Origin of the sequence: Veillonella parvula (assembly GCF_018378075.1) — a bacterium.
Lineage (GTDB): Bacteria > Bacillota > Negativicutes > Veillonellales > Veillonellaceae > Veillonella > Veillonella parvula_K.
In genome coordinates, this window is sequence record NZ_JAGZYE010000006.1 from 129,409 (window position 1) to 144,067 (window position 14,659).

Consider the following 14,659-nt stretch of genomic DNA (forward strand, 5'->3'; position numbering starts at 1 on the left):
GTTTGCGTTATGGGTTTAGTCGTTTCCATAAACCTTTAGATGTTGCTAAAACTTCGTCCATTACTTCAGCTTTATCAATGCCTTGTAATTTACGATCAATCATGCGTGGTACACCATCACTAATAGTTGTTACCACATACATACCATTAGCACCGAATAGTAAGTGACCATTGATGTTGTTTTCATCAAGTGGTGTTGGTGCTGCGTAATCAAGAACAATTACGTCAGCGGCAGCACCTTTTTTAAGGATGCCTACCGTAGTATCGAAGAATTCATTAGCCATTTTGCGGTTGTTTTCAAATAGCATATGAGGTACTTCGCCCCAGCCTACATATGGTTTATGTTGCTCATGTTTCACGAGACAATTCGCTACTTTATAAGATTCGAGCATATCATTTGTATAACCATCTGTGCCAAGCCCAACAGTGATCCCTGCATCTAATAGTTTTAAGATATCTGTCGTGCCTACTGCATTACCCATGTTACTTTCTGGGTTATGTACGACCTTAGCTTGAGAGTTTTTCAATAATGCCACATCTTCGTCAGTTACGTGTACACAGTGACCAGCGATGCTCTTAGGGCCTAAAATACCTGCCTCTACGAGGCGTCTAACAGGTGTCATGCCATATTTTTCTTTACTATCTGCCACATCTTCTGGGCCTTCAGCAACATGAACGTGATATCCTAACTTGTCTTCATTTTGTGCTTTCACATAATCTAATGTTTCAGGACTTAGAGTAAAGGATGCATGTAAGCCCATCATAGCAGCGAGTCTAGATGGATCTTTTTTAGCCTCTTTACCAAAACGTACATTTTCTGCAACAGCGGCTTTCATCTGATCAACACCGTTACGGTCAGACACTTCGTAGCACAAGCAAGAGCGAACACCAAACTGTTTAGCTACATCTGCAATGATGGATAAGCTGTTAGGCACTTCACCATAACTTGCGTGATGGTCAAAAATAGTAGTTACACCATTTTCGATACAGCCTAAATACGTAAGTAATGCACTTGCTTTTACATCAGGAGCGGTCAATTTATTATCTAAGTAGAACCAAAGTCCTTCCAAGATTTCACCGAAGTTAGTCGGTGCCGGACCTGGCAATGATAAACCTCGTGCAAGAGCGGAATAAATATGGTGATGTGCATTAATGAAACCTGGCATAATTAGGCCACCATGAGCATCAATGATTTCTGCATTTACATACGTTTTACATAATTCATCATATATACCAATATCAACAATTTGAGTCCCGTCGATAGCAATAGCACCATCATAAATGATAGGTCTATCAGCGTCGCGAGTAATAACAGTACCTTTTCCTAATATAATCATGTGGGCACCTCCTCAACGATTCGTTGAAATGCATACTTATAAACTTATATATTATTATAATACGATACGTGTGCCTGTTTTTCCTGCTATACCATCTTTAGATTTCTCTAATAATGTGACAATTGAAACACGGCCTTTTTTGGATTCTGCAAATGCTATAGCGGCTTCTACCTTTGGTTTCATCGAGCCTTCTGCAAACTCACCAGCTGATACAAATTCTTTAGCTTGTGTAACGGTTATTTCATCAAGCCATTTTTCATTTTCTTTACCAAAGTTAATGGCAACCTTTTCAACAGCTGTTAAAATAACGAGAACATCAGCATCAATTTCTTGGGCCAATAAACTACTAGTCCAATCTTTATCAATAACAGCAGCTGCACCATGAAGTTCATTACCTTCTTTAGTTACTGGGATACCTCCCCCGCCACAAGCAACAATTAATTGTTTACCTACTAAACCTTTAATTGCTTCTAGTTCAATAATTTCTTTTGGTGCTGGAGATGCCACCACACGACGATAACCACGCCCCGCATCTTCTTTTACCACATAATCGTAATTCTTTTCTGCGTATTCAGCTTCTTCCTGAGTCATAAAGTGACCAATTGGTTTTGTAGGATTTTGAAAAGCTGGGTCATTTTGATCAACAAGTACTTGTGTAACCATGGTCATTGTTGGCAAATCTTTAATACCACGATTTAAGAGCTCTTCGTGAAGAGCATTTTGTAAGTCATAACCAATATAAGCTTGGCTCATTGCTACACATACAGATAATGGAGTGTTTGGTTGACCTTCTACTTCACGAGTCAATGCAGCCATCGCATTGTTGATCATACCAATTTGAGGTCCATTACCATGTGTTACCACTACGTCACAATCAGCTTCTACTAAATCAATGATTGTTTTAGCTGTACTTTTTACTGCAATTTTCTGTTCTGGTAAGGAATTGCCTAATGCATTCCCCCCTAGTGCTACTACAACTCTCTTTTTCATGTTATGCCTCATAACAAACTATTAAGAATAAAAGGAGCCATCAATACGGATGGCCCCTAAACTTTACTTTACGGTTGAACTCGTTCGGTTCCCTTCCGTTCTAATTCTTTTAAGGTTTCTACAGGATTTTTAAATTTGCTAAGGAAAATCATAGCTGCAATAACATATGGTTTGTAGCTTGCTTCCTTATAAAGAGGTATGCGGTAGCGATCAAATACTGTTGCATCTACTTCGCCTTCTTCACAACTTACACCTGTAATATCTGCTGGTAAGCAATGTAAGTAAAGAGCTTTGCCGTCCTTTGTGAGACTCATCATCTCTTCCGTACATGCCCAATCTTTATGTTTACCATTTTCTTCAAGAAGAACTTTTTCTAATGCTTTAATACCTTCATGATCATTTTCACCATACAGTTTTGTACGTTTTTCCATTGCACCGAATGGAGCCCAGCTCTTAGGATATACGATGTCTGCATCTTTGAAAGCATCCTTCATGTCGTTAGTTCTACGGAATGAACCGCCGCTAGCTTCAGCTTGTTTCTTAGCGATTTCTTCAACTTCCGGCATTACTTCATACCCTTCTGGATGTGCTAATACAACTTCCATACCTAAACGAGTGAATAAACCAATAGCACCTTGAGGTACGGATAAAGGTTTACCATAGGATGGAGAATACGCCCACGTCATAGCAATCTTTTTACCTTTAAGGTTTTCTACACCGCCAAATTCTTTGATGATATGAGCTGTATCAGCCATGATTTGCGTAGGATGGTCGATATCACATTGGAGGTTTACAAGCGTTGGGCGTTGCTCTAGTACACCATCTTCATGACCTTCTTTAACTGCATCAGATACTTGATGCATATAAGCATTCCCTTTACCGATATACATATCATCACGAATACCGATAACATCTGCCATAAAGGAAATCATATTAGCTGTTTCACGAACTGTTTCACCATGAGCAATTTGAGATTTACCTTCGTCTAAATCTTGAACTTCAAGACCTAGCAAATTACAAGCGGAAGCAAAGGAGAAGCGAGTTCTTGTAGAGTTATCACGGAATAAAGAAATGCCAAGGCCACTGTCAAATACTTTAGTAGAAATATTGCGTTCTCTAAGAGCACGTAATGCATCAGCTACGGCCCAAACACCTTGCAATTCATCATCAGATTTTTCCCAAGTTAAGAAGAAATCTTCGCCGTACATTTTACTAACGTCTAATTTTTGTAAAGTTTCAATACTTTTATTGAAGTCTGTCATCTGTAAGTCCTCTCTTTCAATTCCCTAAAGGGCTACTTAGGATCTAACTTTATACGATGCCTCATCAAATGTTGAGGTACCATATGAAATTCTTAATATCAACTATTTTCAGTTATTTTCGTTAAAATAAATCTAATTCAACGTATGTGATATTAGTCTTTGCAGTATACGGATGGTAATAATGCATATACAGCAGCACATGTTACAAGATCTTGTTTCCATGTAATTTCGTTAGGAGCATGTGCTTGTGCTTCTGCACCAGGACCGAAGCCAATACAAGGGATGCCATTACGACCCATGATAGATACACCATTTGTGGAGAATGTCCATTTATCAGTTAATGGGCGAGCTTTACGCATTTCAACTGTATCTTCTGCACCAATACGTTCGTTGCCATATAAGCTAGTGTATGCTTCTTCCAAAGCTTCTGTTACTTTATGATCTTTAGGAATTACCCAAGTTGGGAAGTAACATTCGATTGGATATGTCAAACCAGTCCAAGATGGACGAGCGTATTCGTACATGGATACTTTCGCACCATATTCTTTAACATGTGGTAATTCTTCGATTTCTGCCAAGCAACTTTGCCAAGTTTCACCAGCAGTCATACGACGGTCCAAGGAAATAGCGCAGGAGTCAGCTACTGCACAACGGCTTGGAGAAGTATAGAAAATTTGGGAAGTAGTTACTGTACCGCGACCTAAGAAGCGAGCTTCTTCATAGTGGTCAGGGTTGAATTTTGGATCAAGCATTTTAACAAGGCCCTTAATTTTTGTGCTTTCATCAGCAGAGTTAGCATTCAATTCACGGATGTCTTGAAGTATATCTGCCATTTTATAAATTGCGTTATCACCGCGTTCAGGAGCAGAACCATGGCAAGATACGCCTTGTACATCTACACGAATTTCCATGCGACCACGTTGCCCACGATAGATACCGCCATCGGTTGGTTCTGTAGATACTACAAATTCAGGACGGATATTGCGTTCCTTAATCATGTATTCCCAGCAAAGGCCATCGCAGTCCTCTTCTTGTACGGTGCCTACAACAAGTACACGATATTTATCACTTAGAAGTCCTAAATCTTTCATAATCTTAGCGCCGTATACAGCGGATACGATACCACCCAATTGGTCAGATACGCCACGGCCACCAATTTTAGTTTCGTCTTCGAAACCATCATATGGATCAAAATCCCAATTGTCACGATTGCCAATACCAACTGTATCAATATGTCCATCAAAGGCAATGAGGGTTTTCCCTGTACCCATATATCCAAGAATATTCCCCATAGGATCTACTTCAACTTCATCAAATCCTAGGTCTTTCATCTCTTGTTCTATACGTTTTACATGATCTTTTTCTTCAGCACTTTCACCTGGGAATGCTACGATCTCACGTAAAAATTTTGTCATCGCTGGGCCATAAGTTGCCGCTGCTTGTTTAATTGCTTGTAAATCCATAATTAATGCCTCCTAACGATCTTCACCATACCACATAATATTTTTATATCTTTCAGGATCCGTATCACCTTCAGTGGAGAAACAGAGTACCTTTGAAGACGCATCTAGTTCTAACTCTTTCCGTAAATCTTCATATTCCGGCATCGTCATAAGTGCCATTACAAGGCCTAATGGAACTGCACCAGACTCACCAGTAGTAATTGGAGTATCACCTTTAATTGGTGCACCACCAACGCGCATGCCTAAACGTGCCACCCAGTCAGGCGCAGAAACGAATACATCTGCATGATTTCTCAAAATATCCCAAGAAACTGTGTTCGGTTCACCACAAGCTAAGCCTGCCATGATTGTTTCTAAATCACCCTCTACGATACGAGGTTTACCATCATCAGCTACAGCACCTTTGTATAAACAAGCTGCAGCTGCCGCTTCTACAACAATTAATTTAGGTTTTTTAGCCACATTGCTGTATAGATTAGTGAAGTAACCCACTACAGAACCGGCAAGGGAACCTACACCAGCTTGTACAAATACATGAGTAGGAACTTTACAATTATCAGCTTCTAATTGATTGGCTGTTTCCATAGCCATTGTGCCATAGCCTTGCATAATCCAGTTTGGAATTTCTTCATAACCTTCCCAGGCAGTATCTTGAACTACAACACCATTAGGAACTTCTTTAGACTTTTTAGTTGCTAAGCGTACACACTCATCGTAGTTGAAGTCTTCGATTGTTACAGTAGCGCCTTCGTTTTCGATTTGTTTTCTACGATATTCTGTAGAGCCCTTTGGCATAAATACTACAGATTTTTGACCTAATTTATTGGCTGCCCATGCTACACCTCGACCGTGGTTACCATCAGTGGCAGTAAAGAATGTAGCTTGACCAAACTCTTCTTTTAATTTTGCTGATGTTAATACATCATATGGTACATCCTCAACAGCTTTACCAGTTTGTTGCGCCACATATTTTGCCATCGCATAGGAGCCGCCTAATACCTTAAATGCATTAAGGCCAAATCGGTAGGATTCATCTTTTACAAAGAGTGCATCAACACCGATATAAGACGCTAAATTCTTAAGCGATACAAGTGGAGTAACGCTATATTGTGGAAAACTTTCATGAAACGCTTTAGCTTTCTTAACCTCTCTAACATCCATAACGGACAAAAACTTGTCACTTGATGGTACCATTGTATTACGTTTCCACTGAATTCGTTCCATATTTGCCTCCTAGGATTCTTCCTTTACAGTATTTAAATCACTATAAAGAGTAAACTTAGAAATATTAAAATACTCTGCTATCTTCTCAGAAGACTTCGAGATAAGAAAAGCCCCTTTTTCGTTTAAATAGGAAATAGCTTTTAAGCGTTCCACCTTATTCATCAATGGTCCTGGTTTACCAACTAAACGTTCTACGTCTAGTAATAAATCATCTAATAGTTCCGATACACTCGTCGTAATTTTTTCAACAGATCCTGCATCTTCCTGACCTGTATTGACCAAACTATCCAAAAGTCGATGCATCATAACAAACTCTGTTATATCTTGGTTAATCCCCAACAAGTATGCTATACGACCTGTATCATCACGAATATACATGGTAGAAGATTTTAATATTCGACCATCTTTAGTCTTTGTGAGATAACCAAATCTGCCCTCGCTACCATCGTCATGACTCAGCACATCTAAAACCACATGCGATGGGCCATCACCAACATGTCTATTAGTTATAGTTCCATTCTCAATATATACAAGAGAAGAATTAATATCCCCTTGTAAATCATGAATCAATACTTCACAGGATGGTCCAAATTGTACCGCTAATCCATGGGCTATGACTTTTATTCGCTCTAATGTACTCATTGAAATAACCCCTCTTTCAATGTCATAGATTAACCTTTCCCGTTTAAATTACGCTAGCCCGGTTAATAGCTAATATAAAATTAACCCTAACTATTTTTGTATCAACCTAAATTTTTGTTAGGTTCTTTAACTAAATTATAGGACTATGTGTACAAAAACGCAATATAATTATGTATTAAAGTTATTTATAATTATGCGCTTATATACACAAATAGAGATAAAGATAAATAAACATTATGATTTTCATCACATTTACTTATCGATATCAAAATTTTTAATGACCTTTGCTCCATCATATCAATCATAAGTACATACAAAAAAGGCTGTAATAACGAATTATCGTCATTACAACCTTTTATTATTAACTATTAGTATTTATGTTAGTAATTAAAATCAAATTAAGCGTTTGCTAATGTTTTACCTAATTCTTGGCATTGTGCATTACCATCATCATCAGGTTCGCCCAAGATTGCTACGCCATCAGCCACTAATTCGCCACCAGCATCTTTAATTCGAGTGCCCCAGTCTTCCAACCAAGTACCACCCCAACCATAGGAGCCAAAGATCGCTATTTTTTTACCACTCAACTTGCCTTCTAGTTCAGTGTAGAATGGTTCAAATTCGCCTTCTTCTAATTGTTCTGCACCCATATCAGCACAGCCAAGAGCTAATTTTTCATAAGCGGCTGCTTCATCAACAGATACTTCAGAAACGGATTTTACTTCAACTTCTTGACCTGCAGCTTTAATACCTTCAGCTACTTCATAAGCCATGCGTTCTGTATTGCCTGTACCGGACCAAAAAATTACACCAATCATCTTGTACCTCCTAGGCCGTTCTTGCGACCAATGAACTAAATGTTTTTCCCAACATCAATTGAGTTTGACAAAATTCACGACATGCTTTGTAACACAAGAAAGAGCGTTGTGCATTTACCACATCATGGTAAACCTTCCACTCTCCGCACATTCGGTATCCCCCACCACGATAGGAAATAAAACATTTCACATCCTTTAATGGGTAACCTAGAAAAATGCCGATTTCATGTGGAAACTCAATGCTTACTTCCATACGATATCTAAGATGTTCGAGCATCTCCATAATGCTCATTCGATCATGATAACCGTAGGCTTTCAAAAATAACATCACCGCAGGTTGCCGTACATAGTCTCTTAATTGCTTCTCACGGAATACCAATAATAGTCTTCGCGCTTTACAACGACATAATTCAAAGAAGAACAATCCTTTTTCATTGAACGCTTTATTATACTCTATCAATACAAATTGGATTTGTTCATTCATGTCCCGTGGAATAGAAACCAAGTTCGATAGCTTAATACCTCGAATTGCCGGTGCACAATGATATCCAATGATATGGTCAATTGAATTCATCATAATAGTACCTGCCTGTTGCACATCGTTAGAATTTCCTCTAATGAGAATAATTCCTATAGGCTCATAGTACTCTTGATGAGAAAAATTGTCAAGAATAATTGATATATATTTTCAATAATTATTTATTATTTGGTATGTAATAAACCTTTAACTTTAGGGAATACAACACTATCATTAGCTTCGTCAACAGCAATTAAATGAGCATTTGGTCCTGTATATTTATCTTCAGAAATACTAATATGTAATATCTCATTATAAGAATTATTATTAGCTATACTTTTATATTTCAATGTGCCTTTATAGGCATTGCCTTGTTTTACTAATGGGTTTATTACCGTGAAAGTACCAAGTACAGGACTATCGCCATTGTTAATAGCCGCAGCTAATACTCCAAGAGATGAAGAATCTGTATTCAAATGTTTTGTTTCACTCATGCGACCAAATAATTGTTTACCTAACACAACATTCGCATAAACAGCATATTGCATTTCATTCTCATTTTTAATGTTTAATGTATATACGTCTGCAGAAGACGCGCCCAACCCAAGAAGTACAGACTTAATATCTTTTTTACCCTCCCCAGCAAACAACGCTTTAGGATTATTTTGATACATAGTAACACCTTCAGGCAATTTAACACCTTGATATGTTATAGTTTGACTTCTATTTAAAATGGACTTTATGTTTGCTGCAGAACCCGTAGCAGGCATAGATACCAACGCAGCCGCTACCGTAGCAAGTAGTACTATTTTTTTCATTTTTCTCCTCATGAAAGCATTAATATAATAAACTAGCAATACAACATCTAGAGATTAAAGCCAAACAATGGCTTAGGCTATTCTAAACATCTATTGTCATTAAAGTATTTATAGTAATAACCCAGTGTTAAAGAACCGCCCACCAAGGAGCGGTTCTTTAACATTATAGTAATATAAAATAAGCGTTATATTATTTCTTTTGTGCCTTAGCCCAACTATCGCGTAAACCAACAATACGGTTCATCACAATATGGTCTGAAGTACTGTCTTTATCAGTTACAAAGTAACCTTGACGCAAGAATTGGAAATGATCACCTGGTACAGTTGTAGCAAGACTTGCCTCACCTTTACTATGGAATACTTGTAAAGACTCATGATTAAAATCACCTAAGAAATCTTTGCCATCAGAATCTTCTTTGAGCAGGTAATCATATAAACGGGATTCAATATCTACTGCAGTAGATGCTTCAACCCAATGTAATGTGCCCTTAACCTTACGTGTACAACCGCTACCGCTCTTAGTTTCAGGGTCATATGTACAGTGAATTTCTGTAATATTACCATTTTCATCTTTAATAACATCAGTGCATGTAATGAAGTAAGCTCCTTTCAAGCGTACTTCTTTACCTGGTGCCAAGCGGAAGAATTTCTTAACTGGTTCTTCCATAAAGTCATTGCGTTCAATGTAGATTTCACGACCGAATACAACTTCACGGTTACCCAACTCTTCATTTTCTGGATTGTTTTCAACTGTGCAAAGTTCAGTTTGACCTTCTGGATAGTTCGTAATAATAACTTTCACAGGATCAATAACTACCATAGGGCGTGTAGCTTTGAGTTTCAAATCTTCACGGATACAGAACTCAAGCAAAGCAATATCAACAACGCTATCAGCTTTAGCAACGCCAATACGATCACAGAAGTCACGAATAGATTCTGGAGTATAACCACGACGGCGCAAGCCTGAAATAGTTGGCATACGAGGATCATCCCAACCAGCTACGAGACCAGCTTCAACAAGAGCACGCAATTTACGTTTGGACATAACCATTTTAGTTACATTCAAGCGAGCAAACTCAATTTGTTGAGGAATTTCAGTATCATCCCATTCCTCTAACACCCAATCATATAATGGCCGGTGAACTTCAAATTCTAATGTACAAATAGAATGCGTAATGCGTTCAATAGCATCTTCAATAGGATGGGCAAAATCATACATAGGGTAAATTTTCCACTCATTACCCGTATTATGATGCTCTGTATTTACAATACGATAAATAACAGGATCACGCATTACGATATTAGGATGCGCCATATCGATTTTTGCACGCAATACCTTTTCCCCATCTTTATACTTGCCAGCTTTCATTTCTTCGAAGAGCATCAAATTTTCTTCTACACTACGATCACGGTATGGACTATTGACACCAGGAGTAGAGAAATCGCCACGATTTTGTTTAATTTCATCTGCAGTTTGATCATCTACATAAGCTTTGCCAAGCGTGATTAATTTCTTAGCATACTCATACATTTGGTCAAAATAATCAGATGCATAACGTGGTTGTTCATTCCAATCAAATCCAAGCCATTTAACATCTTCCATGATGGAGTTTACATATTCGACATCTTCTTTTACAGGATTTGTATCATCAAAGCGAAGATTTGTTAAGCCATTGTATTGTTTACCAATACCAAAGTTGAGGCAAATAGATTTAGCATGTCCAATATGCAAGTAACCATTTGGTTCTGGTGGAAAGCGAGTCAATACACGGCCACCGTATTTGCCAGTTTCGTTATCTTTGTTGATAATAGCTTCAATAAAGTTAACAGATACAACTTCTTCAGGAGCTACATCTTTTTCAATGTCTTTATGTTCCAACGTTCTTACCTCCATAGGAAAAATATTCTTTTATTTTACCATATTTTGTATAAAACCGCATATCTTTTAATGTCTTCCACTTTTAGTCGAAATCAGTTAAATCAACGCCAGCCTTTTTAAGCTCTTCTAGCGCAGACTCTACATCCATTTGAGGTTTCTTATAATTTACTTCTTCATTTACACATGTTTTTAAAGGTTTCTTATAAACGCCGGCAATAATATTGTCTGCTGTCAAAATAGACATATCTAAACGAGTTCGATCTGTATAAGAACCAATATGTGGTACAATGAGGCAATTTTCTACATCTAATAATGGATGATCCACTGGTAATGGTTCTGGATCCGTTACATCAAGGGCTGCATAATCGATTTCACCCGTTTTAAGGGCATTGATAAGTGCCTCTGTATCTACTATAGGTCCACGACCAACATTAACAAATAAAGCGGTATTCTTCATTTTCTTGAAAAACGCTTCGTCACACATATGATATGTTTCATCTGTCAATGGAGCCATAACGCATACTACATCACTAATGGCTAATAAATCATCTAACTCCATATAAGTAGTCTTATGAATCTTATCATCCAAACGTTGATTACGATTATGATACACAACAGTCATACCAAACGCACGGGCACGTCGAGAAATGGATACGCCGATAGCCCCCATGCCAATGATACCAAGAGTGCGACGACTTAAATCAAAACCTTTAATATTAGAAGGTCTTTGAGCCCAACGACCGTCTTTTACAAAGTTAGCATTTTCTATAATACGACGACTAGCCGTGGCAATCAACGTAAACGCAAGTTCTGCTACCGTTTCATTGAGAACACCTGGCGTATTGCCATAAGGAATACCTGCCGCTGTTAGTTCATCAATATTTACATTATCATAACCTACGGCCGCTTGTGCTATAACCTTTAAATTTGGCGCATTCTTTACAAGATCACCATCTACATCTAAAGGTCGTACACACCACAAACCATCCGCATTAATGAGCCATTCCTTCAGTACCTCACGAGGCATCACTGTTTTTTCAGTCCATTGGCGCACATCTACATGCTCTTTTAAATATGCAATCGCATCTTTGCGAACCAGTCCATTTACTACTACTAGAGGTTTCTTTTCCATGTATATCCCTCCCTAAAAAATTCTATATATTATAATTATATTTTATACTAGAAAGCTAACGTAATACAACAAAAAGGAGTAAGGCCAAAACCTCACTCCTTTTATGTATAATTTAAATTTGAACTAGTTCAAATCTGCAGTACAGTTAGGACATTTAACTGCATTAATATTGATTTCAGATTTACAGAATTGACATTCTTTCGTTGCAGGTGCTTCTGCAACTTCCTCTTCTTTCGCGGATTTCATCATTTTAGCCAAACCACGAACCATCAAGAATACAACAAATGCCAAAATCAAGAATTGAATCAAATCAGTAATAAATGTACCATATGGCAATACAGATCCAGCTGCACGAGCTGTAGCAATATCAGCGCCAGCCATGAATGCATCTTTAGAACCTGTGCTCAATGGCAAATACAAATTACTAAAATCAATACCACCTGTGAATATACTGAGAACAGGCATGAATAGGTTGTTTACAACAGAATTAACCAATGCTGTGAAAGCAGCACCAATAATCATACCAATAGCTAGGTCCATCATATTGCCTTTGAAAGCAAATGCTTTAAAGTCGTTTAAAAAGTCTTTCATTTTCATACTCCTAGATACGTTTAATTGAGAATGCATTAATAACAGTACTAATCATAAAATAAAGATAAAAAGATGTCAAGAAATTTCGATGTAGTTTTTAAAATTTAGTTAATATAGTTTTTCATAATTCTATCTATTATTGTAATAAATCACGTATTATGCGTATTTTTTGCACCATATTTTCTATGCCTACACTCTAAAACGCTTTGATACATACTAGAAAATAGAGCCTAACCAAACTTTGGTCAGACTCTATTAATTAGAAGTATTAATGTATTGTTCCATTAACCTAAACCTAGTGAAAGAAGTTTAGCACGCTCTATTACTGCAATAAATGCAGGTGGTATCATGGAAGCATCTAAGAATTGACTAATACGACGCCCTACAATTACCCCTTTATTGGCATAGAACCAAGAGAAGTAATAAATATGTAAATCATCTAACTTACGATCCGAAATATTCGATAAACATCGTTGTACAATTTGACTTTTAGTAATACCTAGTTTCGCATAACCACGACGTGCCATGTCCTTTGTTACCATTGGCCGAGCATCATCAATAATATCCTTGATAATGGCATCCATTATGGAACGCTTGTGCATCGCAAGCAAATACGATACAAAATCCATTTCAAAACAAATTTCTTGTGTGTAAAATATATTGCTATGTGCTTTTGCATACTTTCCCTCTACATCTCGATCATAGAGAGCTACTGTTGGAATAGAGAATCTATTAAATAATTTTTGTAATTTACTAATAGAAGACTCTCCTCGGGCATTGATAAGACAGATGCCAAAGTAATCAAAATCTACCCCCAATCGTTTACCAAAACCTGCAAAGCTACCGTACTCTGTCTCTCCTTCTACAATGATAATACACCGAGCGTAGAGCGCCTCCTTAGCCTCTGGAAAATGCATAATCAAATGTTTCTCTACCTCTTTAGGGAAGTTAAACGTAACCCCACAAGCTGCACAGACCATATTATTTTCATCCCGATAAAGGCGAATAATGTGCCGATAATCATCAACAAGCGCATCTGTACTATGTGTAACTACAAAAAGTTGTCCTAACAATCCATCAATTTTAAATACATCTCGCAACAACGATAAAAACTCTTCATTTTCATTAGTTGCAATTTGGCGGTAATAATTGAGCACAGCCCGTTGCAAATAAGGGCTTAAATGTAGCTCTGGCTCATCCACACTGATAAAGATTGGTAAAAACTTGCGACCCTTTCCATCATATACAAGTAAAGCTTCTAGATTTGTAGTCGCACTACTCACCTTCATATAGATTTGAGCTAAAATTTTAAGAGCCACAGCCATTATTAAACGCACATTATCAGCAGAATACTTGCGTTCTATAGCAGAAGATGTAGACAACACCTCTATAAGGTGTTGAATATTGAGCATACAATAGGGATCTAAATCCTTGCGTAAACTGACAATTTCACGCTGCAAATCATCAGTCGCCATTTCTAATCGAGATACATAAGCTTGTAAGAGATGTCCTAATTCAATATATACAGCAGAGGGTATAGAAAATAGCTCTTGCTCTGATGTATCGCGATGACACACATATAAGGCATGACGAATCATAGATAACGCCATAGGTTCAATCCCTGCATCAGTGACTCTGTATAATCGTGGATATACCTCTTGTACAACTTGTTCAAGTCGTAAACGGTAGGTGGGGCCTTCATCAGCAGTATACATGCTTTTATAATTTAACTCACCTAAAGATATTTCAAAATCAATGCGGATAGGCTTGTTTACATCCGTGAAATCACTTTCAATGAACCCATGGCACTCCATGATAATTTCTAAGAGATCTAGAAAATTAGACTTACCTACTGCATTCTCACCGACAAAGTAATTAATATCATTGTGAAAGCTTAGTGTTACATCGGCTAAGTTCCTATAGTTTTCAATATGCATCCATTTTATATACATAGCTCCTCCGTCTGTAGCTACTTTCAAAATGAAAG

At 37.6% G+C, this 14,659-nt stretch carries 13 protein-coding genes; all 13 read right to left on the bottom strand.

Translation table 11 applies throughout. The features are described 5' to 3' along the window. Nucleotides 1-7 precede the first annotated feature (7 nt). The 13 genes from ssnA to KH286_RS07080 all read right to left on the bottom strand — a co-directional run bounded on the left by ssnA (nt 8) and on the right by KH286_RS07080 (nt 14,624). The gene (ssnA, locus tag KH286_RS07020) at nt 8-1,336 is read right to left on the bottom strand and encodes a putative aminohydrolase SsnA (protein WP_101928838.1); all 1,329 of its coding nucleotides are present in this window, start codon (nt 1,334-1,336) and stop codon (nt 8-10) included. Between the two features lie 54 nt (nt 1,337-1,390). After that, nucleotides 1,391-2,326 (bottom strand): carbamate kinase, encoded by a 936-nt coding sequence (gene arcC / locus KH286_RS07025; protein ID WP_101928837.1) that lies wholly within the window; start codon nt 2,324-2,326, stop codon nt 1,391-1,393. Nucleotides 2,327-2,394: 68 nt separating this feature from the next. After that, nucleotides 2,395-3,588: a knotted carbamoyltransferase YgeW gene (gene ygeW, locus KH286_RS07030; RefSeq protein ID WP_004696537.1), complete on the bottom strand. Its 1,194-nt coding sequence runs from the start codon at nt 3,586-3,588 to the stop codon at nt 2,395-2,397. A gap of 152 nt (nt 3,589-3,740) precedes the next feature. Beyond that, nucleotides 3,741-5,051, bottom strand: coding sequence for a YgeY family selenium metabolism-linked hydrolase (locus KH286_RS07035; protein WP_004698551.1), 1,311 nt, complete (start codon nt 5,049-5,051; stop codon nt 3,741-3,743). 12 nt (nt 5,052-5,063) lie between these two features. After that, nucleotides 5,064-6,275, bottom strand: coding sequence for a diaminopropionate ammonia-lyase (dpaL, locus tag KH286_RS07040; RefSeq protein ID WP_278617781.1), 1,212 nt, complete (start codon nt 6,273-6,275; stop codon nt 5,064-5,066). Nucleotides 6,276-6,284: 9 nt separating this feature from the next. Then, nucleotides 6,285-6,917: a helix-turn-helix transcriptional regulator gene (locus KH286_RS07045; protein WP_004696542.1), complete on the bottom strand. Its 633-nt coding sequence runs from the start codon at nt 6,915-6,917 to the stop codon at nt 6,285-6,287. Between the two features lie 398 nt (nt 6,918-7,315). Then, nucleotides 7,316-7,735 carry a flavodoxin gene (locus KH286_RS07050; RefSeq protein WP_004696544.1) on the bottom strand — a complete coding sequence of 140 codons (420 nt, stop codon included), beginning with the start codon at nt 7,733-7,735 and terminating at the stop codon, nt 7,316-7,318. Between the two features lie 10 nt (nt 7,736-7,745). Continuing rightward, on the bottom strand, nt 7,746-8,333 hold the full coding sequence (locus KH286_RS07055; RefSeq protein ID WP_008714331.1) for a DUF3793 family protein: 588 nt from the start codon (nt 8,331-8,333) through the stop codon (nt 7,746-7,748). A gap of 104 nt (nt 8,334-8,437) precedes the next feature. Beyond that, complete coding sequence (locus KH286_RS07060; RefSeq protein WP_195394636.1) at nt 8,438-9,070, bottom strand: hypothetical protein; 633 nt, start codon at nt 9,068-9,070, stop codon at nt 8,438-8,440. Nucleotides 9,071-9,260: 190 nt separating this feature from the next. Beyond that, nucleotides 9,261-10,949, bottom strand: a complete 1,689-nt coding sequence (locus tag KH286_RS07065; RefSeq protein WP_195394635.1) for a glutamine--tRNA ligase/YqeY domain fusion protein — start codon at nt 10,947-10,949, stop codon at nt 9,261-9,263. A gap of 82 nt (nt 10,950-11,031) precedes the next feature. Next, nucleotides 11,032-12,081 carry a 2-hydroxyacid dehydrogenase gene (locus KH286_RS07070; RefSeq protein WP_195394634.1) on the bottom strand — a complete coding sequence of 350 codons (1,050 nt, stop codon included), beginning with the start codon at nt 12,079-12,081 and terminating at the stop codon, nt 11,032-11,034. Nucleotides 12,082-12,204: 123 nt separating this feature from the next. After that, a complete protein-coding gene (mscL, locus tag KH286_RS07075) occupies nt 12,205-12,672 on the bottom strand; it encodes a large conductance mechanosensitive channel protein MscL (protein ID WP_278604567.1) in 468 nt (155 codons plus the stop codon). A gap of 284 nt (nt 12,673-12,956) precedes the next feature. Then, nucleotides 12,957-14,624, bottom strand: coding sequence for an ATP-dependent nuclease (locus KH286_RS07080; protein WP_004696557.1), 1,668 nt, complete (start codon nt 14,622-14,624; stop codon nt 12,957-12,959). Nucleotides 14,625-14,659 lie beyond the last annotated feature (35 nt).